General features: G+C 73.3%; 16 protein-coding genes. 2 read left to right on the top strand and 14 right to left on the bottom strand.

Going from position 1 to position 22,781, the window contains the following annotated elements; genetic code table 11:
• Nucleotides 1-2 precede the first annotated feature (2 nt).
• The 13 genes from OG520_RS22555 to OG520_RS22615 form a co-directional block, all read right to left on the bottom strand.
• Nucleotides 3-2,573 carry an AAA family ATPase gene (locus OG520_RS22555; protein WP_406014384.1) on the bottom strand — a complete coding sequence of 857 codons (2,571 nt, stop codon included), beginning with the start codon at nucleotides 2,571-2,573 and terminating at the stop codon, nucleotides 3-5.
• On the bottom strand, nucleotides 2,570-3,946 hold the full coding sequence (locus OG520_RS22560) for a hypothetical protein (protein WP_406014385.1): 1,377 nt from the start codon (nucleotides 3,944-3,946) through the stop codon (nucleotides 2,570-2,572). Before OG520_RS22560 ends, OG520_RS22555 begins: the two co-directional genes overlap by 4 nt.
• Nucleotides 3,936-4,628, bottom strand: coding sequence for a 4Fe-4S single cluster domain-containing protein (locus OG520_RS22565; RefSeq protein WP_406014386.1), 693 nt, complete (start codon nucleotides 4,626-4,628; stop codon nucleotides 3,936-3,938). The genes OG520_RS22560 and OG520_RS22565 overlap by 11 nt, the downstream gene beginning before the upstream one ends.
• Entirely contained in the window at nucleotides 4,625-6,193 is a 1,569-nt protein-coding gene (locus tag OG520_RS22570; RefSeq protein WP_406014387.1) for a vWA domain-containing protein, read from the bottom strand. The genes OG520_RS22565 and OG520_RS22570 overlap by 4 nt, the downstream gene beginning before the upstream one ends.
• Complete coding sequence (locus OG520_RS22575; RefSeq protein ID WP_406014388.1) at nucleotides 6,190-7,623, bottom strand: hypothetical protein; 1,434 nt, start codon at nucleotides 7,621-7,623, stop codon at nucleotides 6,190-6,192. Before OG520_RS22575 ends, OG520_RS22570 begins: the two co-directional genes overlap by 4 nt.
• Entirely contained in the window at nucleotides 7,620-10,277 is a 2,658-nt protein-coding gene (locus OG520_RS22580; RefSeq protein WP_406014389.1) for a hypothetical protein, read from the bottom strand. Before OG520_RS22580 ends, OG520_RS22575 begins: the two co-directional genes overlap by 4 nt.
• A complete protein-coding gene (locus OG520_RS22585) occupies nucleotides 10,271-11,446 on the bottom strand; it encodes a hypothetical protein (protein WP_406014390.1) in 1,176 nt (391 codons plus the stop codon). Before OG520_RS22585 ends, OG520_RS22580 begins: the two co-directional genes overlap by 7 nt.
• 27 nt (nucleotides 11,447-11,473) lie before the next feature.
• The gene (locus tag OG520_RS22590) at nucleotides 11,474-13,330 is read right to left on the bottom strand and encodes a hypothetical protein (RefSeq protein ID WP_406014391.1); all 1,857 of its coding nucleotides are present in this window, start codon (nucleotides 13,328-13,330) and stop codon (nucleotides 11,474-11,476) included.
• Nucleotides 13,331-13,594: 264 nt separating this feature from the next.
• On the bottom strand, nucleotides 13,595-14,668 hold the full coding sequence (locus tag OG520_RS22595; protein WP_406014392.1) for a macro domain-containing protein: 1,074 nt from the start codon (nucleotides 14,666-14,668) through the stop codon (nucleotides 13,595-13,597).
• A 56-nt stretch (nucleotides 14,669-14,724) separates the two neighbouring features.
• A complete protein-coding gene (locus tag OG520_RS22600; RefSeq protein WP_266417549.1) occupies nucleotides 14,725-15,390 on the bottom strand; it encodes an RES family NAD+ phosphorylase in 666 nt (221 codons plus the stop codon).
• On the bottom strand, nucleotides 15,387-16,070 hold the full coding sequence (locus tag OG520_RS22605) for a hypothetical protein (RefSeq protein ID WP_406014393.1): 684 nt from the start codon (nucleotides 16,068-16,070) through the stop codon (nucleotides 15,387-15,389). The genes OG520_RS22600 and OG520_RS22605 overlap by 4 nt, the downstream gene beginning before the upstream one ends.
• Entirely contained in the window at nucleotides 16,067-19,468 is a 3,402-nt protein-coding gene (locus OG520_RS22610) for a CHAT domain-containing protein (protein ID WP_406014394.1), read from the bottom strand. Before OG520_RS22610 ends, OG520_RS22605 begins: the two co-directional genes overlap by 4 nt.
• Nucleotides 19,465-20,022 carry a hypothetical protein gene (locus OG520_RS22615; protein WP_406014395.1) on the bottom strand — a complete coding sequence of 186 codons (558 nt, stop codon included), beginning with the start codon at nucleotides 20,020-20,022 and terminating at the stop codon, nucleotides 19,465-19,467. The genes OG520_RS22610 and OG520_RS22615 overlap by 4 nt, the downstream gene beginning before the upstream one ends.
• Nucleotides 20,023-20,336: 314 nt before the next feature.
• On the opposite strand from OG520_RS22615, the gene OG520_RS22620 reads away from it, so the two are divergent.
• Nucleotides 20,337-21,563 (top strand): serine hydrolase domain-containing protein, encoded by a 1,227-nt coding sequence (locus OG520_RS22620; RefSeq protein ID WP_406014396.1) that lies wholly within the window; start codon nucleotides 20,337-20,339, stop codon nucleotides 21,561-21,563.
• Nucleotides 21,564-21,590: 27 nt separating this feature from the next.
• Here the strand turns inward: OG520_RS22620 and OG520_RS22625 are convergent, their stop codons facing one another.
• Nucleotides 21,591-22,271, bottom strand: a complete 681-nt coding sequence (locus OG520_RS22625) for a phosphotransferase (protein WP_399329406.1) — start codon at nucleotides 22,269-22,271, stop codon at nucleotides 21,591-21,593.
• 194 nt (nucleotides 22,272-22,465) lie between these two features.
• Here OG520_RS22625 and OG520_RS22630 point away from each other — a divergent pair, with 194 nt between their 5' ends.
• Entirely contained in the window at nucleotides 22,466-22,705 is a 240-nt protein-coding gene (locus tag OG520_RS22630) for a hypothetical protein (RefSeq protein WP_406014397.1), read from the top strand.
• Nucleotides 22,706-22,781 lie beyond the last annotated feature (76 nt).

The following is a 22,781-nucleotide window of genomic DNA, read 5'->3' on the forward strand; positions in this document are numbered from 1 at the left end:
CGTCAGGCGACGGGCGGGGCGGGGACGTCCTCGGGCACGTACTCCGAGGGTGCCGCGTCCCCGGTGCTTCCACGGGCATAGCGGTCCGCCATCCGCGCCTCCATGAGCTCCAGCAGTTTGCGGACGGTGCGGGCATTGCCGAACTCGGCGGGGTGGGCCAGCCGGGTCCCTTCGAGCCAGGCCCCGGCCCGCTCCCGTACCCCCTCGGCCAGGGTGCAGTTCTCCTCGGCCGCCATCCGGCGCAGGATCTCCACCAGGTCGTCCGTGTCGTAGTGGGGGAAGGGGACACGGGTGGTGAAGCGGGAGCCCAGGCCCGGGTTGGTGGCGAGGAAGGTGTCCATCTCCTGCGGGTAGCCGGCGGCGATCACCACCAGGCGGCCCCGCCGGTTCTCCATCTCCGGGACCAGGGTGTCGATCGCCTCCTTCCCGAACCCCCCGTACCGGGCATCGCTGACGAGGCTGTAGGCCTCGTCGATGAACAGCACACCGTCCAGCGCCTCCTGGACGGCCTTGCGTACCAGCGGTGCGGTGTGTCCCTGGTACTCGCCGACCAGGGTGGCGCGTCCGGCCTCCACCACATGCCCTTTGCGCAGCAGGCCCAGATCGCGGAACATCCTCCCGACCAGCCGGGCCACCGTGGTCTTGCCGGTCCCGGGCGGCCCGGTGAACAGCAGATGCGGCGGGGCGAACCCGGCCTGGCCCCTGGCCTGCCGCAGCCGCAGCCGTTTGACCAGGTCCGTCAGCGTCTCCCGGACCGGCCCGAGCCCCACGTACCTGTCGAGTTCCGCCAGCAGTTCCGCGGGATCCGGCGCGGGCCGCGGCAGGAAGTCGCGGTAGTGCTCGGGTACGTCCGCGGGGCCGACCGGTTCCTTCAGCCGGCCGCGCACCCGGCCGGCCCACCGCTCGAAGACGCTGTCGGCGAGGGTGCGCATGTCGCGGCCATTACCGAAGGACTCGTCCCGTGTGCGGTGCATCCCGAAGACGATCTCCCGCAACTGGCCCTCGGTCTCGGCCGAGGGCGTCGCGCCACGTTCGACCAGCCGGCGCAGTGCGATGGCATGCAGGGTGTCCGGCGGGTAGTCGGGGAAGCCGAGAACGGTGAGCCTGCTCCGCAAGCCCTCGTTGGCCTCCAGGAACTGCTCCATCTTGTCCGGGTACCCGGCGAGGATCACGACCAGTCGGCCGCGGTCGTTCTCCATGCGGGCGACCAGTGTCTGAATGGCCTCGCCGCCGAATCCCTCGCGCTGGTCGCTCAGCCCGTAGGCCTCGTCGATGAACAGCACGCCTTCCAGCGCCCGGTCGATGGTCGCATTGGTCAACCCAGCCGTCTGACCGACGTAGCCGGCCACCAGGTCCGATGTCTTCGTCTCGACGACATGGCCCCGTCTCAGCATCCCCAGGTCGCGGTAGAGCTCGCCGACCAGCCGGGCCACGGTGGTCTTCCCGGTGCCCGGATTGCCGCTGAACATCAAGTGCAGGGACGGCGGTTCGACCGCCGTCGCGCGGCCTTCGGCCCGTAGCGCGTCCATCGTCTCGACCGAATCCCGCAGTTGCCCGAAGTGCGCCCGGACGGCGTCGAGACCGGGCATGGCCGCCAGCCGCTCCCAGGGGCTGCGGTGGTCCGCCGCGGAGACGCTCGCGCCCTTCTCGCGCACCGCTGCCACCGTCAGCGCGCCGCCCGGAGCCATGGCCAACCGCTCCAGCCACGCCTTCCAGGAACGGGCCTTGTCGGGATGGGTCGCCATCGCTCTGACGATCGTGTCCAGTTCCCGCCAGTCGCCGATCCGCAGCCCCGAGCCGAGCCGCACCGTATGGATCAGGCGCTCCGTCTCGGCCGCATGCGGATAGTCGATCCTGACGGCACCGGACCGCCCGGGGCCGGACCGCCCGGCCTGCTCGCGTACGAACGTCTCCAGGGGCGGGTAGCCGCGGCACCCCTCCACGTACTGCGCCGTGTCCTCCAGGGTGTCCTGCCCGAAGACCAGCACCCACGGATTGCCGTTGTCGTGGTGCCTGGCCCGGTTGGCCATCGCGCCGGCCAGAGCCCTCGGTGCCTGGTTGTAACGCAGATAGTTCTCGGCATGGGGGACGACGACGGCGGTCCGGGGCCCGTGCTGCTGGAGATAGCCGGTCAGGGTCATCACCGCGAAGGGGTCGCTCACCCCCGACGCCGGAGGCGGCGGTCCCGCCGGGCCCTGCTCCTCGGCGGGTGCGCGCGTCCTCGTCACCAGGAGATTGCCCATCGGCCCGCTCATGCCCGGGGTGCGCATGGTGCGGGGGCCCGCCGGTGAGCTCTGCCGCACGGTGGCGCCCCTGCGGCCCAGGTCGCGCGAGGCGGAGTCCCGGAAGTACACCGGATGGTCGGTCGAGGCGAACACGATGCGCTCGTAGCCCTCGGCGCGGAGCAGCCGCCACAGCACCTGTTCCAGCGTGCACACCTGGTAGGCGGTGTCGACGAAGACATCGCTCACTCCCGGCCCGTAGAGGATGGTGAACGGCTCGCCGCCGTGCAGGACCACTCCGTCGAACCGTTCCACCGACGGCCCGGGAGCACGGGGCGGCTCCTCCTTCATGAGCCGCCCTCCGCGGGATGCGCCGAACCCTTCCGCTGGCCCTGGATGTCGAGCAGCTTCCGGTCCGGTGCCCCCGGCTCGGACGCGGGCGCCCCCGACACCGGGTGGCCCTCGTCCGCCAGGGCCCGGCCGATCGCCTCGGCCCGTTCCTGGAGCTGCGCCTCCGCGGTGATGTCGTGGTCGTACGACAGCACCCGCACCACGTGCCGGCCGGAGTCGGGCTCGGTCTGCGAGATGTCCAGCACGATCTCGTTGCCGTTCTCATGGACGAGCTTGGCGTAGTAGGTGCCGCGGGGGTCCGCCCCCTGGTACTCGCCGTCGACGAATTCGTAGTAGGCGTTCCGGCCCAGAGCCTGCACCACGGCGTCCGCCAGGTTCACCCGGGTCTGCGAGGCCAGCTGCCGCAGGCACGCCCGCTCCACGGTGTCGCCGAGCGCGTCCTCCAGCCGGGGTGCCTCCTGCGCCAGGAGCAGGCGCAGCTCGTCGGTGCCGGTCCGGTCGTCACGCGCGCGGGCCAGCCCGTTCGCGGTCTCCTCCCGCAGCCGGCCGAGTCCGCCCTCGGACCAGTAGTCGACGTCCACCGTGCAGCCTTCCACCGGCACTCCGTCAGGATCGAGCACCGGCCGGCTCAGGCTGCCCTCGATCGCCATCTCCACGGTGGCCAGGGCGTCGATCGCCTCCATCCGGGCCGTGCAGCGCTCCAGTTCCCGCTGCTCGGTCTCCGCCCGCAGCTCGCTCAGCGAGTGGTACGTCTCCTGCGCCACCGCGAGCGCCGCGTCGAACCTGCCCTGCGTGGCGCTCTGCTCCGCCGTGGCCAGCCGGGCCGTCAGCCGGTCCAGCTCGCCGGGCGCGTACCGCTCGTGCAGTCCGGCCCCGGTGATTGCCTCCGTCATCGCCCCGGCATCGGACAGCCATGTCTTCACCAGCTGCCCGGCCCGTGCCCGGTCCTGGTCGATGACGTCGATCCGCGCGGACAGCCGGGCCGTCGCGGCCCGGCGCTCGGCGCGTTCGGACGCGATCTCCCGGCGCACCCGCTCCTGCTGCTCGGCCAGCCGCTGCCGGGTCTCCTCCCGGATCTGCCCGGCGCAGGCGGCCAGTTCCCCGCGCAGCTCGGTGGCCTGCTGCTTCAGCCGCCGTGCGGTGTCGGCCTCCAGCTGCCGTGTCCGATCGCTGAGCCGGCCGACCAGCGCCTCGTGCTCTGTCTGCCTCCGCTCGACCCGGGCGAAGGTCCGGTCGAGGTCGGCGCTCGTCTGCCGGCGCACGGCGTCGATCAACTGCGGGACCTCGCGCTGCACCGTCCTCAGCTGCCGGGCCTGGCGCTGGAGGCGGGACCACTCGGACTCGTCGACCTGGATGCGCTTCCTACCGCTCATCGTGTTCCTGTTCTCCGGTGGCCGTGCGTACGGCCTCGCTGATGGGGGAGACGGGGGCGTCCACGCGGGCGCGGACGGTGTCGACCGCGCTGTCGAAGGCGGCGAGCAGCCCTTTCGGAGGTACCCCGATGAGCAGTGCCTCCGGGCCGGTGACGGCGATCTCGGCGGTTCGCGGCCGGTCCGCGAAGTCGTAGTCGCCGTCCGCGTGCCGTCCGGTGAGGTGGTGGACCCGCTGGTTGGAGCTGCCGCGCAGCCCGCGCCCGTCGTCGAGCGCGGCCACGTACGGCCCGTCGATCAACACGTCGATCCTGCCGAGGAGTTCGGCGACGCCCGGGGAGGGCGGCCGGGTCCGCAGCCGTTCCAGCCGGTAGCCGGTGAAGCAGATCACGGACACGTCCCGCATCTCCCGGGCCAGCCGGGCCACTTCGGCGAGCCCGGCCGCCTGCGCCATCGGCTCGCCGCCCGAGAAGGTCAGTCCGCCCACCCCGGGATCGGCCAGCAGTTCCTCGGCCAGCTCCCGGGGCCCGGCCCGGCGGGCGGGCTGGAAAGGAATCCAGTCCGTCGCCATGCACCCGGCGCAGCGGAAGGGGCAGCCCTGGACCCACAGCGCGGACCGTACGCCGGGTCCGAGCGCCTCGGTGCCGACCCTGGTGGCCGCCACGTTCAGGGTGGTGCCGGTCATCGCGGCAGCCCTTCGGCCGGGGCGGGCGCCGGCTCCGGCACGTGGATGAAGGACACTCCGCCGACCACGACACTGCCGCCGGGGCGGCAGGTGGCCCGGCTCTCCCGGGCGGTGGAACCGTCGGGCGTGTAGCGGATGCGCAGGTCGATCCGCGGCCCCTGCTCGGTGGACCGGAGCCTGCCCTGCACCCGCCCGCGTCCGCCCACCGACGACGGCCGGAGCGCCACCCGGCGCCCGTCCAGCCCGACGCGGTCCGGCTGCTGCTCGCCGAAGGCCGCCGCGAGCAGCAACTCACCGTGCAGCAGCGGCCGGTTGATCCGCCGCCACCACAGCCAGGCGCCCAGCCCCAGCAGCAGGACAGCGGTCACCAGCGCGGGCAGGAGGACCGCCGACCCCACCGTGGCCCGCAGCGGCACCGCCTTCTGCCCGACCCGCATCGCACCCGGTACGTCCAGCTCGACGTCCGGAGCAAGGGGCCGCTCCCAGGTCGAACCGACCCGGCCCGTCAGGTGCAGCGTCGCATCGCGGTGCTCGGTCCGCCGGTACGGCAGGGCGCTCGCCGTCAGCCGTCCGCGGAGCCGCACCTCGAAGGTCCGGGACGCGCCCGGTTCCAGCGTCACCTCGTCCGGCAGCCCGGTGACGTCGAGGGACGGCCCGGTGAGGCTCGCCTTCAGTCCGCTGACGGTCAGCGGCAGATGGCGGGTCGTGGACCGCAGGACGAGCTTCGCGGTCGCCCGGCCGTCGGTGACGTCGGTGGCGCCGCCCTGCCAGGTGGCGCGCACCCCCTTGCCGGAGTCCTCGGCCAGCAGGAGCCCGGCCTTGCGGGCGCGGGCCCCTTCGCCGGCTCGGGCCAGGTAGGAGCCGAGGTCCTGGATGCTCTGCGGCCGGAGCACGGAGGTGTTCCGCACGACGTTCCCGACCAGCCGGGCGCCCGTCGCCCCGTTGCCCAGAGGCAGGGCGTAGCCCGCCAGATCGGTGTGCCCGGCGATCACCTGCGCGCGCTTGCGGAGCGCGTCCCAGGAGGGTCCCTCGGACTTGGGGTAGCGGGAACCGCGCGGAGGATGGTGCCGGCCGTCGGTGAGGAGCACGACCGAGGCCACCGAGGCGTCGTCGTCGCGGTCGAGCTCGGTCAGCGCCGCATTCAGCGCGGCACCGATGTCGGTGTCGCCCGCGGCTTCGGGCTTGGACGGCAGCTTCGAGACGATCTTCTCGGTGTCGCCGGCCGCGCCGATGTACCGCCCCTCGGGCTGGGAGTCGAAGGTGAACAGCGCGACATGGTCCTTGGCCGTGAGGCCGTCCAGGAACCGGCGCAGCGTGGAGCGCACGGTGTTGTAGCGGCCGTCCTTCGCCATGGAACCGGAGGTGTCCACGAGGATCACGTAGTCGGCGGGCTCCTGGTCCAGCGCGAGCGTCCGGTAGATCTCGGCGCGGCTCGGAGCCCCGCTGCCGGCCGCGGGTGTCGCGTGCGCCGCTGCCACCGGCGAGGCCGCCAGCAGCGCGGCGGCGAGTACGGCGGCGCATCCCGGGCCGAACCGGAGCGGCCACGACGGACTGATGTGCTTCACGAAGGCACTCCCTTGGGATCGGTTCCGAGATCGGTCGGCAGGTCGCCGAGAGGGAATTCCGTGGGCGCTCCCGGGGCGAGCGGGTGCAGCACCAGCCGGGCCGTCCCGTCCACGGCGAGGCGTACGCCCACGTGGAAACGGTCCTCCTCGGCGCCGCCCGGCAGCGCCAGCGTGCGGACCGGCGCGCTCACGCCCCGCTCCGGATCGCGCACCCGCACCTGTACGGGCCGCCCGACGGCGGCCCCCGCGGGTCCGGTCCGTACGCGCAGCCGTTGACCGGCCGCGTGCGCGTAGACCGTTTCGCCCCCCGGCTCCAGGTGTCCGGCCTCGCTGACGACCAGCTCCTGGTCCTCGGGCCGTCCCGCGACCGTCCGGTGGGCGCCCACGCACACGGCGTACGGATAGCGGTCCGCCGGATCGATCCGGCCCGAGGCGACCAGCGAGGCGCCGAAGACCGCGGCGAGCGCGGGATCGGTGGCGGCCGGCAGCGGAGCGAGGTGCCATCCGCCGCCGGACAGATGACGCACCAGCGGCGCGAACCGGGCGGTGCCGCCCACGGCGACCAGGTGCCGGGCGGCGGTATGGCCAGGGCCGGCCGGTCGGGCGGTGCCGGCGCCGTCGGGGGCCGCCGCCCCGCCGGAAGGACCGTTGACCGGCGCTCCCCCCGCGGGCGCGTCGCCCCCCGGTACCTCGGACAGGGCCAGGTCCAGGCCGGCCGTCAGCCGCCGCAGGGCCACGCGGACCGTGCCCGCGGTGATGTCGCGCCCCGCCGCACGGTGCACGGCGGTGGCGTCGAAGCGATCCGGGCGGGCTTCGGCCCGTCCGAGGACGAGGGCCAGGCGCTGATCGGCGCCGTCCTCGGCCCGCGCGGCGGCGAGGGCCGCCCGGCCCGCCTCGTCGTCGGACAGACCGGCTTCCGCCAGGAGGGCCGCGTCCGAGCCGGCGCCGTAGCCGCCCGCGGGAGCGTGCCGCGAGGTTCCCGTCACGGCCACCGCGGCGGCCGTCACCACGCACAGCGACACCTCGGCCGCCGCCGCGCCGAGGTCGCACACCACGACCCGGCCCCGTGGCGCCGTCCCCGCGTCCCGGAGCAGCGCCAGCACGACCCGAGGGGTGCTCAGGGTGCGCAGGTGCGGCGCCCGGCCGTCGCCGTGCAACTCGGCCAGGGCGGCGGTGGTACGCCGCGCGTGTTCCAGGTGGCCGCTCTGCGGAACGACCACCACCAGGTGGTCGGGGGTGCCGTGCTCGCGGCGGTACGCGGAGTACACCGCACGCAGCGCCTCCTCGCGGCCCGCTCCCGCGCCGGCCGGGACGGGCAGGCCCTCACCGGGGACCGCTCCCGGCAACTCGACCAGTTCCGGGGTTCCTCGACCGCCGATGCGGGCGATCCGGGCGTACCGGGTACCGATGTCGATCCCGATGGCGTTCACGAGTCCCTCCGCTTCCGGAACCGGGGGAGGAAGCCGCTCCGCCGGCCCTTCGGCGGGTAGTCGGCGGCCGTGGGGAGGGGAACGGGGCGTGCGGTGCCGGTGTGGGCCGGTGGTTCCGGTTCCGGGGAGGGCGCGGCCGGCCCGGCGCCCGTCCAAGCGCCCGCGCCTCCGCCCACCCCGGCGGACGGAACGGTTCCGGCGGACGGAATGGTTCCGGCGGCGCCCAGCGCGGTGAGGAGCACGCGGTGGCGGCTCTCCTGCTGAAGGCTGTGACGGATCAGCCCCTCGCGTACGTCCTGGTACTGCCGACTGCCGCCGAGGGCCCTGTACAGCGCGAGTCCGAGTCCGTGCACCTGACTGTCCAGCTCGGTGGTGAGGCCGAAGGCGAACTCGGACCCGTGCCGGCGCACGAGCAGGGCGACCTCGTCGAGCAGTTGGGGGGAGAAGGTGCGATGGGGGCACGCCCCGGCCACGATCCGGCCGAGTTCGTTCAGCGGGGCCTCGTCGGCGGCGGCCGCCCGGAGCTGCCGCACCGGGCGCAGCCACGCCAGTCCGTCGCGGTGAACCAGCCCGTCCACCAGGTCCTCGGGCAGATCGAGGTCGATCCAGCGGGCGTGGGCCGCCGAGGTGAGCCGCCAGGTCAGGCCGGCCCGCACGGCCGGTTCGATGCTGGGGCGTTGCCGCATCCACCGGGACAGCACCGCCCAGGAGGCGCTGCCGGGGTCCGGCTCGTCGCCGAGCAGCGCCTCGACGACCCGGTCCTTCAGCTCGGGCTCGGCCTCGGTGCGCCGGACGACCGCGGTGGTGTACGCGTCGAGGCCGGGGTCGTCGGCGCCGAGCCGCCGCAGTCGCCGCATCGTCGGGGCGAGCCGCCCACCGACGCCGCCGATCGGGGCCGACACCCGCAGCAGGTCCGCGTCGGCGGCCGTCTCCGGTGGCACCTCCGTCGCTCCGGGGGGTGCCACATCGTCCAGCACAGCCAGCATCCGGTCGTGACCGCCGCTGCGGACCAACTGCCTCAGCACGGTCCACATCGGGCCGATCACATCCGGCCGGCCGTGATCCCGCGCCGTCTCCAGGGCGATCCGCCACGCGTCCCTGTGCCCGGCCGCGAACTCGGCGGCGTCGGTCGCGACGACCTCGGCCGCGCCGAACTCACCGGTGAGCAGCCCGGCGAAGCGCAGCCAGCCGGGCCGCTGGTCGACGTGGGTCTCCGCGGCGAGCGCCACCAGGCGGGACAGCGGCCGCAGGTCACGGGTCCAGGCCTCGAACAGCATGCCCAGCCAGGCCAGTCCGGCCTCTCGCGAGTCGAGCAGGACGCGGTCGACCGCTTCGCAGTCGTGCCCGAACTCCCACTCCACCGTGTAGACGAGGGATCCGACCCAGGCCGGGTCGTACCCCGGCGTGGTGGCAAGGGCGGTGAACAGCCGGTCGAACGAGCCGGGATGCGCCTCTTCCAGCCCGAGCAGCAGGGTCAGGTACTCCTTGGCCTGCGTGAGTGTCTGCGTCGACGACGCACGGGCGACGACGTGGGCGACGACGTGGGCGGCGAGCAGATCCGGGACCCGCGGCATCCAGTGCCGTGTCAGCAGGGCCTGTGCCGCCCCGGCGCCCGGACGCAGTGCGCAGTCGGCCAGGAAGACCACCACGGTCCCCAGCTGCTCCTCGTCCAGCGACTCCACCGAGTGCAGTTCCAGGAGCCGTTGTACGTCGTCCACCCGGCCGCGACCGTGCCGGATCTCGCTCAGCACCGAGTCCAGCATGTCCAGCTCCTGCAGCACGCGTACCGCTTCCGCGGCGTCGCCCGGCGGGAGGGCGGCGGTGGCCGCCAGCAGATGGGCCACCACGTCGGCGGTGGACCCCCGCTTGGTCCGCAGTCTCAGCAGCTCGGTGCGATAGCGGTCGGCCGTCTGGCTCCGCGGGGTCGGCGGACGACCGGTGCCGAGCGGCGCCTCCTGCTGCCCGGAGCGCGCGGAGGCGGCGAAGACCAGCCGCAGATCGTGTTCCGCCTTGCCGGTCCAGGTGGCGCCGCTCAGCCAGGCCCGGCATCCGTAGGGCAGCAGCGAGCAGATGGCGTCCAGCGTCCGTACCCGCTCGTCCAGGCCGGGCAAGGTGCCCCCGGGCGGCGCGGTGATCACCAACTGCCCGCCCTCCAGCAGCAGGGCCGCCATTCCGGCGGCCCACTCGAAGCCCAGCCGGTCCACGGTGTCCGCCAGTTCGACGGCGGTGGCGCGCACCCCCGCCGGGGCCGCGTCGAACCGGGCGGATCCGGACCGGGCCCGGGAGACGGCCCGGTCCAGTGCGGTCCAGGTCACCCCGGCGCGGCTGGCCGCCCACCATTCGAGGAGCAGCAGCCGCCAGGTGTAACTGGGCCTGCCCGTACCGTCCTTGGCGCCGTCCCAGCTGGTGTCCACGACCGCGCAGACCGAACCCGCCTCCCCGTCCGCGCCGCTGAGGAACACCCGCCAGGGCAGCGCGCCCGCCGGTTCACGGGCATCCGGGGTTCCGGTGGTGGCGCTCCACAGATAGCGCTGGGCGCGGTTCCCCGGCAGGCTGCCGTCCAGCACCTCGTAGCCCATGCTGCGGCCCGGATGCTTGCCCAGCACCGCCCACTCGGCGGCGAGTCCGTCGGGGCCCCGGTTCTCGTTCACCACGGCCGCCGGCGGTGCGAGGTCGAGCGGATCCGGCGCTCCAGATCGGTCAGCGGCTCCAGGACGTTGATGGGCACGGGCGAGGTGCAGATCCGGGGGGCGCCGCCGACGATCTCCACGTTGTGGTAGTTGCGGTAGTCGAAGACGTGCTGCGGATTGAGGCGGAAGCCGATCGCCGAGGAGACGTAGTACGAGATGCGCTCCGGCCTGAAGAACGCGCCCAGTCCGTCGCGTACGAGCCGGGCCGAGGAGCCCTGGAACTCGTCGCACATCCACTGGAAGTAGCGGGCGGCCTGCTCCGCGGGCACCCGGGGCAACCGGGACCCCTCGGAGTCCTGCGTCACCCAGCCGGCCTCCACCGCCGGGCGGAACACCTCGGGATGGTCGAACTTGGTGACGCAGACGGAGACATGGTGCGGCAGACGGTTGCGGTGGAGCTTGCCCTCGTCCCGGACCCGGGTGTTGAGCTCGGTGAGCATCGAGTAGAAGAAGTCGAGGCCCCTGGTGGCCGGCAGGCCGCCGAGCAGCGGGTCGAAGAGGTAGACCAGCCCCTGGGAACGGGCCAGTTGATCGAGGACCCTGGGCCGCAGGGCGTGCTCGCTGTTCTTGCCGTACGCCTCACCCGCCACGTCCTGGACCTCCAGCACGAAGCCGACCTCCCGCCGTCGGCGAAGCACCCCGGACGGCGGTTCCTCCCCCTGGAACGACCAGGCGAGGTGCTGCTGGCCCACGCTGGCCTCCGGGAACACCCGGTCGCTCTCCAGCTGGGTCACCCCGGAGGTGAGGAATTCGGTGGACTGCTGGTTCATCCCGCTGACCGCCCAGCCGGCGTGGCCGTGCCTGCTCTGCTGCATCGCGGCGATGGGTACCGCGGACAGATAGGTCGTCTTGCCGGAGAGCGGCGCGCCCCACAGGCCGATCCGGAGCCGGTCCGCCGAGGCGCCCGGCACGCTGTTCGGCGGCCGTGGGATCACCCCCGGCCGGAGGTGTCCGTCCAGTCCGGCGGACGCGGGCGCAGGCGACCAGGGTGCGGAGGCGGCCTCGTTCTCCGGCTCCGGGCGTTCCGGATCCCTCCGCCGGAGATCGGGCACCGGGTTCGGTTCGGGCCGGCGCCGGGGCGGCTCATCCGGGCCCGGCGGGTTCTCATCGGGGTCGTAGTACGGATCGGGCATGGTGTTTCTCCTCGTACTGACGGCTGTTCACAGCAGGGGAGTTGCCAGGGCGAGGCGGCAGGGCGGACCGTCCCACCGCCACTCGGGGGCCAGGGCTTCGGCCACGTCGGCCGCTGTGTCGATGCCCTGACGGAAGGAACCGTCGGCGGAGAGGGTGTTCCACGCATCGGCGGTGTAGCGCTCCACGGCGTCCACCTCGCGGCCGGAGCACGGCCGGCTCCTCTCCAGCCGGGTCCGCACCCGGACACCCCGGTCCTGGATGGCTCTGAGCCCGGTCCGCCAGTCCGCGCCGAGCGGACAGGCCGGCAACACGCCGTGCTGCTCGGGCGTTCCCGGCGGGCGGCGGCCGACGATCAGCAGGACGCGCTCGACGGGGCGGGTCCGGGGGCCGCCCGGCCGGGCCGTGGCCGAAGCGACCTTCTCGAGTGCGTCCTCCAGCGAGGAGACCGTGTCCTGCTCGTGCCGGGCGGGCCGCCAGCGGGCCAGGGACGCCTGGGCGTCCCGTGCGGGTCCGGCGGGGACGGTCAGCAGGAGCAGGGACCGGGGGGAGTAGTCGGTCTCGCGGACGACGTGGTCGTAGTGGCCCACCACACCGACCCGGAGGCCGTCTCCGGAGCCGTGCCGACGGGTCAGCGCGGCGATGACATCCCGGACGAACGCCAGCCGCTCGGCGGGCTCCGCCGGTTCGGCACCGCTCATCTCGACGGTGAAGAAGACGTCCAGGGCGGGCGGACGGATGATGCGCCGGGGGAGGCGCTCGACCAGGGAGCAGACCTCCGGGGGCTCCTCCGCGCCGCCGTCGGTGGCCCGGACGTCGGGGGTTCCCTCCGCCGGCCGGAGCAGCGCCACCTCCCCGGGACCGCGCAGGACGAAGGACAGCCGCACCGGGGCGAAGGCCGTCAGCGCCGTCTGCCGCGCGGACAGCACCACCGTCCCGTCGCCGTCCGGGGCGGTGTCGGCCAGCACGGGCAGGATCACCGGGGTACGGCCGCTCGGCCCGCCGTAGACGGTGATCTCGGCCGTGGCGGTCTCGCCGTGCCGGAGCCGGGAGCCGGCCGGGAAGAGTACGTGGGTGTGCGGATGCACGGTGCCGGTCCCCTGGTCGACGCGGGCGAGCAGCAGCGTGTGGTCGGCCAGCAGCGGAGCGGTGCGCAGCGCCTCGCGTACCACCGCCTCCGTGTCCGTCCCGTGTGCGGGGCCCAGGTGGCCGGCGGCCCCGCCCGGCGCGACGGGACCTGCCGACGCCGGGCGGAGCTCGGCCCGCAGGGCGTACGTGGTCCGCAGCAGCGCCGCGGCCCGGTCCAGCAAGAGCCGGCCCGCCCGGCGGACGACCAGGACGACCGTGTGGGCACAGGCGGGTGGAATGTGGTCGCGGAGCCACCGTGTCAGCGCGTTGTCGAACTCCCTGCGGCCGACCACCGGCAAGGTGCCGATTCCGCCCGCGAGCTGGAACCTGCGTATTTCCCCGCGCGGATCGAGCAGTGGTACGACGGAATCCCAATCGGTGCTTCCGGCGTCGGTCTGCCGGGGTATTCCGCTCCGGTCCACGACGGCCTTGATCACGTTGACGCGGTCGGAAGTGAATTCCACGAACAACACGGTCCCGATACGGCCGTCGACCAGGTCCGCAAGGGTCTGTTCCCACTGTGCCGTGCCGGGTGAGGGCAGGTCCCGGGGGAATGCGGGCCCTTTCGCCGGATCCGGTTCACCGGGCCCCGCGGGGCCGCCCCGCAGCACCGCCGCCGTCCGGCCCCCGCCGTCGGTGCCCGCCCCCGACAGCGCCGCCGCCCGTACGTCCCAGGCGTGCTCGGCGGCCTGCAGCACGGCTGCCGCGGACTCCCGGTCGGCGTCGGTCGGATCCCCCAGGACCGGGTCGCCGTGCATCTGCCATCCACAGTCCGGACAGCGGGGTTCGTCCCCGTCAGGAGTTCCGCACACCGGACACGCACGATCATTTTCGCCGATCAATGATCCTTACCTCTCCGATCGCAGAGCCAGTCGACCTTTGAAGCATGCAAGTGTCACGGACGCCTACATGAAGCACACGGTTCCGGATTTCTCCTGATCACCTTCGAAAGGCGAAGGGAAAAGAAGAGCCTGGGGAATTCCACGGCCGGTGGACGGCCGGAATTCCCCTGGTGGTTCCAGTCAACAGGAGGGTCCGGGCGGGGACTGGTCGCGGTGCGGGCGGATCCTGGTGGGCAGCCGTTCGAGGAGCGCGGCGGCGGCCGGGGTCCGGACGACGAAGTGGAGATCCCACTGCGCGCCCCGGGCCAACTCCGCCTCCACGGCGGGCCACATGGCGGCCAGGCTGACCTCGTACGGCAGACCGCCGCGCCCCGAGCCGAGCAGCGGGAAGCACACCGAGCGCAGCGGTGGCGTGAAGTGGTCGTGCTCGTCCGCGAGGACCGCGAGGACACGGGACGTGGCTCGGGTGATGTCGGCGGGAAGCACGTCGTAGTCGTTGGTGCCGGCCCGGGGCACGGCGACAGCCGCGTGGTAGATCCGGCGTATCCCCTGGCTCGCGAGGGCGCCGGGGTCGGTCGCGGCCACGGTGCCGGGGAGGACCGGGCGGCCCGAAGTGCCTTGCTGGGCGGTCCATTTGCGCAGGGCGTCGTGGATGGGGTCGTCGTGCACGTCGCCGGTCACGCCCTGGACCGCGCCCGCCCGGCGCAGCGAGGCCGAGACGGAGGACTTGTACGGTTCGGGCAGCCCGAAGTGCGTATTGCTCGGCGAGACCACCACGTCGACGTTGCGCAGCAGGTCGACCGGGTGGACGTGCAGGGTGAGGCGGACACCGCGTCCGGCCGCGCGGACGTCCACGTGCCGGTGCGAGGACCCGCTCCAGTCCTGTGCGGCGCCGCCGTCCGCCAGCTCCACGATCTGGTCGGCGACGTGCCCGAGGACCACGAGTTCCTGGTGCTTGCGGAAACGCTCGACGCTGACCCCGTAGACCTGGGCCGCCCGGCTGCGCCGTGACGAGGGCGCCCAGTCCCGGGTGCCCTGCGCCAGGCCGAGGGTGTACTCGGCGGCCGTCCGCAGGGTGTCCGTGTCGATGCGCGCCACGGCGAGCCGCAGCAGTCCCTCGACCGAGCCGTCCGGTGTGCGGGCGGCGGCCGCACACCGGAGGGCGGAGAGCGTCAGCTCGCGCAGTCTGACCGGTCCGGCACGCCGAACCTGCCTGAGGTCCGCCAGAATTGACTCGTGGTCAACGAGTGGCATGGTGTCACGATGGCACCGCTCGCGTGCCGCCACAAGCGATTGGGTGACACGGGCGATCAGCTGGTACGGGGCGGAACGATCGCACTGCGCAGCGGGGCGAGCAGCTGGTTCGTCTCCGCCACGCCGGCCGGGGAGCCCATGTCCGGGATGCCGTTGCCCGGCACCGCGGCGAGCGGCTCGCCCGCACACCGGTCGTGGAAGAGGACCGATGCGAGGTGGGGCCGGTTACGCCGGGACTGCCAGATCAGACCCATGGTCTCGGGCTTCTGGGCCCGGATCTCGCTCGCCCAGCGGCGGGTCTTCGCGTAGCGCTCGCCCTCCGCTTCGAGCAGCCACGAATCCTGGCACACTGCGGCCAGGTCCGCCTCGGTGACCAGCGAGACCAGGGCGAGTTCGCAGCGGGTGCGCAGCAGGGTCAGGGACTTGCCCCGGACCGCGGCGTACGGGATCAGGCGCATCCCGGCGTCCTGGTCGAACTCAAGGGAACGCAGCAGGGTTTCGGCCAGTGCGGTGGCCGGGGTGTCGGCCAGGTACAGGTACTGGTACGGGTCCGACTCGGTTCCGTCGAAACGGTTGCCGCCGAAGTGGGCGTCCACCGCGATCGGGTTGAACTGCTCGGCAGGCCGCTTCGTCCTGTGCATCCGCCACAGCAGCGTACCGGCGGGGAGCAGGCGGCTGTTGGGCCGCAGCACGAAGGCGGACGGGGGAAGGGTTCCGGTCATCGGTCTCCCTCCACGAGAGCCGTGGCGGCGCCCACCAGCTGCTCTTCGGGGAGTTCCCCGAGCAGCGATGCGGGCTTTCCGCCGAGCCAGACGTTGCCGCTCAGCCACCAGTCCGCGGCGCCCCAGGGATCGGTGTCGGAGAGGAGGATGCGGTTGACGCGGAGGACGACGGGGATCGGCCCGCCGGCCGCACCGGCGAACTGGAAGGACGGGTAACGGTCGCCGTGCTCGGTGTCGTCGAGGCGGATCAGCTCCGGCGGTGGTTCGTCGAGGCCCGCCGACTGGCAACGGGCGTCCACGACCGGGTGGTCGAGCGCGGGCTCCGCCAGCAGGCGGGCCTGCACCGCGCGGATGATGTCCGCCGTCCCCGGCGCGGGCCGCGGCTCCGAGATGCGTACGAGGAGTGACCGCGCACCGGCCACGGAGGCCGTCGGCACGGTGGCGGCACCGGCGTACCGGACGGAGTCCAGGGCCAGTTGCGCCGGGTGGTCGAACGGCAGGGGAATCAGGGCGAGTTTGACGCCTTTCAGGGCCCTGAGCACCGACTTGTGGTCTTCCTCCGCCGTCTCGGCGAGCACACCCAGCCGCGCGAGGAGCAGCGTGTACTGCTCGTCGTCGAGCGACTCGCGGATACTGTCCCAGTGCTCGCCGACCAGGTCGAGAAACTGTTCCGGGTTCATGCGGCTCCCTCCTCGGACGCCGTCCGCGCCGTCGTTGCCGTCGTTGTCTGTCCGGGGCCGGGGTGCCCCTGGTGGATGAACGCCGCCCAGACCGGGAGGCGGTCGAGTCCCGGGCGCCGGATCTCGCGCAGCAGCCCGCCGCCGAGCGAGCCCGGATTCCTGCGGTCCGGGTCGAGCATCCACAGCTGTGCGGCCCTGAGCGCGTCCGCCGGTCCCTGCCCCTCGACCGCCAGGTAGTGGTGGAACACCGCCATCATCAGCGCCGAGGCCCCGTCCTGGGCGGTCCACCGCGACCCCACCACGTTGCGTGCCCCGCCCGAGACGAAGGACGTCGTCAGGGTCAGGGCCTCGTCGTGGTCACGGGTGCTGAGGTCGGTCTCGCAGGCACTCAGGACCACCAACGGGCCGTGCGGGGCACAAGCTTCGTCGGACGGCCGGTCGAGAAGCCGTGTCACGGTCAGCATGCCCAGGTCCGGTACGGCCCCGGGACCGCCCTCCTCGGGCGGCAGCATGTCGGTGCCGTCGGGGAAGGCGAGATGCAGTGCCGACACCGTCGGGCGCACTCCCGCCGAGCCGTGCGAGGCCACGTGCAGCAGCGAGGGGGACTCGGAGAGCAGGGCGAGGACCTCGTCGGGCGTGCCGGTCGCCACCGGTTCCACGGGCGGTTCGTAGAACTCGCCGTACATCCGCGCCCGCGGGTAGAAGGTCTCGTGGAGCGCCGCGGCCTCCCGCTCGGCGTGGGTCAGTTCCTGCCGGGGGTCGGCGATCAGGACGGGAGCGGCGGCCGGGTCGAGCCGTGCGCGTTTGATTGTCTGCAGCAACTGGCCGCCGGACGACGCGTAACTGATGACGACGTCCTGGCAGACGTAGTCGTGCGGCGCCGCCGCGGGCAGGCGTGCCGCGTGCCAGGGGACGACCCCCAGCCGCCCGCACGGCACCAGGACGATACGGAGGGGGCCCGGACGGCGGTCGTGGCCGGACGCACCGGAGTCGAGCCGACTCTCGACGGCGTGGAGAATCTCTTCGAGCCCCGCGCGGTACGCCCAGTCGCACAGCTCCGACAGGGCCTCCTCCCACGCCTGTTCGGCGGCCGGATCACCGAGCTGCCGGGAGCGCGCGGCGGCCGCGTCGAGGTAGCGCTCAAGAGGTGCGCTTCCGGTGTCCGACAGGAGGGGAAGACCCCCCACGCCGACGCTGTGGTCCGGGCCCACGACGATCCCCACCCCGGGCGTCCCGCCCTCGCCGGGAAGCAGGTAGACGAGCGCGTCCGCTCCGGCCTCGGCGAGGCCGTCCGCCAGCTCGTGCGCCGTGGGGGTGGTGAACAGCCGCTGCTGCCGGTGGCCGAGCGCCTCCAGGGCGCGGCGGCGCAGGGTGCTCGGCAGTTCTCCCGGCGGCCCGTCCCCGGCGTCGGTATCGCGGGTGCCGGAGGCCCGCCATGCCGCGGCGAGCTCCTCGTGCCCGCGCGCTTCGAGCAGCTCCGGCACGGCTCGGGAGGTGGATGCCGCGTGCAGCACCAGGGCGCGGCCCAGTTCCAGAGCGGTCAGCGCATCCTCCACGCGGCCCTGGGAAGCGGCCCAGACGGCGGTGCGAACGCCGCGTTCGGCGCCTGAGCGTGCCGTGAGCAGGCCGTGTTCGGCGCCGCGCTGGAGAATGACGTCGCCCGCCAGTACGTGCAGCGCCTCCAGCGCGGTGTCCGTCGCCGCGGCCTGGGCCGTCGCGTCCTCGGTATGGTGCCGGCGGGCACGGTAGGCCACCGCCAGCTGCCACAGGGCGTCCGCGGCGAACCAGGGTTGCCGGCCCTGCCGGATCTCGTCCCGGATGCGCTCCAGTTCACCGATGAGCGGGGGGAGATGCGCCGGGTCGTGGGTGAGGCCGTACTTGAGGGCCAGGGACATCGTGGCGAGCCACTGCTGCCCCCTCGGCGCGTCGGACGGCGCGGGGGCGTGGTTCCGGAGCAGTGTCGCGTCGTTGGTGACCCTGGCGCGCAGGGCGTCCGGGCCGAGGCCGGCCTGGTCGACCAGGTCCCGGAAAAGCGGGGGCAACGAGTCCGCCGCCGCGGTGGCCTGCTCGAAGCAGTCGGCGCCGCGCAGCATCATGGCGCCGTCGTCCGTCAGCATGCCGAGCGTGATGCAGGACTGGGCGAGACCGGCCATGACCAGGTAACGGAGCTTGTGGTCCCGTGGGGTCTCCGCGTCGAGCGCGACGAGTTCGGCGTGGATGGCGCGCACGGCCTCGACGTCCTCCGCCTCGTGAGCGGTGCGGAGCCGGACGCTGAGGGGCACCACGCGCAGGAGGACCGCGAATTCGCGGTCGATCGGATTCGCGGGGTCCGGCGTGAACAGGCCGTTCCGGTCGCCCAGTGTCTCCATGACCGTACGGCCGAGCGCCCCGTCGTGGAGGCTGCCGCCGGTCGCCTGCCCCAGCTGGAGCAGGGTGGCGCTGAGCATCTCCAGCTGGGGTCCCAGCTCATGGCCGGACGGCATCAGCCCGTGCGCGTCGCGAAGCCGGCCCAGCGCCTGGTCGAGGGTCTGCGGATCGCCGCTCCGGAAAGCGTCGAATGCCTCGAACAGTGAGGGGACGACGGCGTTCATGGCGGTGAAGGCCTCGGTGCCGGGGGGAGGCGGACCGGGAGGTGGACCGGGTGGCGGACCGGGAGGCGCGGGGGCTTCCGTGCGCGCGGCGGGTGCCGGCTCCGCCAGCGGGTCGGGCAGTTCCGACAGCAGGTCCGCCGCCTTCCGCCATTCGTCCCCGAGCGGGAACCCACCGGACATTGCGTCCGTGAACGCGCGCATGGCGCGGACGGGCGATTCGGGCCCGGTCAGCTGCGCGAGCACGGCGCCCGTCCGCCGTAACTGCTCGTGCTGCTCCGGCGGCAGCGGCAGCTCCTCGACCTCGTCCAGCAACTCCCGCATCTCGACCACGGCGGCAGCCATCCCCGCCGGCCCCAGCTCGGCGCGCCAGTCGAGCAGGGCGGACAAGGAGGGCGGCCGATCGCTGCGAACCTCCTGCTGCGGCACCGGCAGCACGAGGGACAGCAGGGACAGCGCGGCCCATCGCCGGTCATCCGCGTCCGTCGCCGCCCCGGTCGCCGTCGCCGGGTCCCGGGCCTCCCGCAGCAGTCGCCGGGCCCGCTCCCGGTCCGCCGGCACGCCGCCCCTGGCGAGGTGACGCATCGCCAGGACGGAACCGAGCTGGACCGTCACCGTGGCACGCAGTTCCGCGTCGTGCTCCAGCAGACGCGTCAGCTCGTCGAGTTCGGCGATCGATCTGTCGTACACGTCCGGGCCGGCCCCGGGGGAGCCCGGCGGGTACAGCCGCAGCGCCCGTTTCGTGGCGGCCGTCACCCAGGCGCGCAGCGCCCGGACGCCCCCGTTCTCCTCGATCTCCGGGTAGCTCACACATCCCCCTCGGCCTGCCGGTCGTCCCTGCCTGGTCCCCGTAGTTCTTCCCGCATCTCCCGCCGCAATGTGCGCAGCCGGTCCCACAGCGCGTCGATGTCGGCCTTCGCGGCGGCCGGCGAGTCGCCCGGCCGGGGTATCCCGTCGGCCAGGCGCAGCAGCCTGCCGTACAGCGCGCCCAGACCGTGGCTGACCTCGTCCGCGATGCCGAGGATCCGCTCCGGCAGCCGCAACTGGGCCTCCGCGTGGACCTCTCGGTGCAGATCGCGGGCCTCGACGAGCCGGACTCGTACCGGCCCCATGTCCTCGGTGCCGCCGAGTGCGTGGAACTGGTCGGTGAGGGCGGCCAGGTACTGGCGGGCGGCCGTGTTGAGCGCGACGCAGGTCGAGTGCCGTGCCTCGGCCTCACTGCGCCGCGCCCGCAGTCGCTCCGCGCGCGCGTGCTCGCGCTGCCGGCTCCGGTCCGCGGCGCGCTGGGTCAGCACGGCGGACAGCAGCGTGCCGACGACTCCGATGAGCGCGACCGCCGCGGCGGTCGCGTTACCGACGTCCACGCTGCCCCGACCGGGGCGCTCGCACCTGGCTGTCTCCACTCACCCCGCCAGCGAAGCAGCACGGCCCGCGCGGCGTGAAGCCCTGTCCCAGAGAGCGCCCGGTTCACAACCGGCATACGCCCGAAGTCACGGCATCCGATGCACGGTACGGCCCGTTGCCGGGGGCACTCCGCCTCCTCGCTTTTGAGCTCTCCCCCAGCTCTCCCGCAGCTCTCGCGGAGCGCCCACGGCCTCGGGCTCGTCGGGTCGCCCGGCCGGTCGTGGCGGCCTAGGCTGCTGGTGGGGTTCTGTTCTCTCGTGACGGGAGTCGGCCCATGGTGCGCTCGAACATGCGACTGCGCAGGGGGGCCGCAGCCGCAGCGGCGGCCGGGCTGCTGGTTGTTTCGGTGCCGGCGGGGACGGCCTGGTCGGAGGGCGCCCCGTCACCCTCCGTGACCGCTTCGTCCGCATCGCCCGGCGCTTCCGCGGAATTCCCGCAGCTCACCCCCGCCGTGGCCAGGCAGCTGGACCGGGCGGTGCAGCAGGTTCGGGTCGATGCGCGGGTGCCGGGTGTCACGGTGGGGCTGTGGGCTCCCGGCAAGGGGAGTTACGTCCGCGCCTTCGGGGCCGCCGACAAGAGCTCGGGTGCGCCCATGTCGACCGGTCTCAACATGCGGGTCGGCAGCGTGACCAAGACGTTCACGGTGACTGCGCTGCTCACCCTGGTCGACCGGGGGAAGGTCGGTCTGGACGATCCGATCGGGAAGTATGTGAAGGGTGTTCCCGGCGGGGACCGGATCACATTGCGCGAGCTGGCGGAGATGCGCAGCGGGCTCTTCGACTACTCCATGGATCCGGACTTCTTCAAGGCGCTGACGAGCGACCCGCAACGGCCGTTCACGCCACAGGAGTTGCTGGCCTACTCCTTCAAGCACCCCGTGCAGTTCCAGCCGGGTGAGAAGTTGGAGTACTCCAGCACCAACGCGATTCTGCTGGGGCTCGTGGTGGAGAAGGCGAGCGGCCGGCCGCTGGCGGAGTACCTCCGGCGGAATGTCTTCGAGCCGGCGGGCATGCACCACACGTTCCTGCCGCGCGGCGCGGAGTTCCCGGCTCCGCATGCCCAGGGGTACACCAGCCAGACGGCGAGCGGCAGGACCGAGAACGCCACGGACTGGAACCCTTCCTGGGCGTGGGCCGCCGGAGGTGCGATCTCCGACCAGCGCGACCTGCGGACCTGGGCCCGGGTGCTGGCCACCGGCACTCTGCTCAGCCCGGCCACCCAGGCCGAGCGGCTGAAGACGGAACCCAGCAATCTGCCGGACACCGGCTATGGCCTGGGCCGCTTCAACGCTCATGGCTGGATCGGGCACAACGGCTCGCTGCCGGGGTACGAGGCCCTGGTCGTCTACCTCCCGGAGTCGAAGGCGACCCTGGTCGTGCTCCTCAACACGGACACCGACTACCAGGGGTCGGAACCGAGCACCCTCTTCGGCGAGGCGATCACCCGCATCGTGACCCCGCAGCACGTCTATTCGCTGCCGGCCCAGCCTGCCACGCAGTGAGCCGGGCGAGGGGCTTCGGATCAGGGTTCAGGTCGTCAGTTCTTCGATCAGGGACGTCGCCCGGCCGATGAGGTCCACCTCGTGCGGGCTCATCGTCGGGTTGGCGGCGCGACGCCGGGCGGCCTCGGCGAGGTGAGGGGCGGGGATGCCGCCGGACGCGGAGAAGTGCGGCACCAGGGCGTCCAGAAGAGAGCGGGCGCCCGACGCCGCGGCGGACCGGGGGTCGACCGCCACCTGGGCCAGGATCAGGGACGACATGGCCCGGTCCGCGGCCGGAGCGCCCTCCGTGGTGTTGCTCCAGTCGATCACCACCGGGCCGCGGTCCGTCAGCATCACGTTGCCCGGGTGCAGGTCGAGGTGGAGGATCCGGTCCTCGGGGTGCGGGGAGAGCCGGGCCGGGACGGTGTGGAGTTCGTCGAGCAGGCCGGCCAGCATGCTGCCCGCGTCGGCCGCCGACAGGTCGCCGGTCAGCAGGGAATCCAGCATCGTCGGGCCGGTCAGGCGTTGCAGCACCAGGTCGCAGGGGGGTGTCTCCGCGTCCCGGGGGCCCAGACGGGGGACCGGGTAGCCGTGTGCGCCTAGGTAGGACATGACCATCCATTCGGGAGTGGCGTCCATGCCGTCGCGGTAACGGCGCAGGACCCACTTCTCATCGAGTGCGTACACATCGGCGGATCGTCCGGCACCCAGTAGCTTGCCTATTCGCATGGGGCGAACCTACGGGGATCGGCGGCGGATGTGGATGTCCGCGGCCCGACTGCGCAGCAGGGAGCCTGTTGTCGCTGGTCAGGGGCCCCATAACGCGAAGTGAGGGGGCGAACGGGATCTCCTGGGGATGACGTGTACGCGGCTACCTTGGCGGCAATTCCTCCGAAGCCAAGGAGAGTTCCGTGGAGAGATCCATGCTCCGCAGACGTGCCCTGGCCGCGTGTACCGCCACCGTGGCCGTCGGCGTGCTCGCGCTGGCAGGTCTGACCGGCAGCCCATCCGCCGATCCGGCTCCCCACCTCCGCACCCCCGCCGCCACGGGGACCGAGCAGCTCTCGCCCGGTCTGCCGGAGGCCATGCGACGCGACCTCGGACTGACCGCCGCCGAACGTGCCGGCCCTCTGGGAACGCGCCTGAGGGCTCTCCCGCAGTGAAGCCGGCGGCTCCGGCCCGGCCGCCACCGGTTACCGCGCCCGCCCGGCTTCCGCTCCGGCCTCCCGGCCGGGCGGC

Origin of the sequence: Streptomyces sp. NBC_00984 (assembly GCF_045162475.1) — a bacterium.
GTDB lineage: Bacteria > Actinomycetota > Actinomycetes > Streptomycetales > Streptomycetaceae > Streptomyces.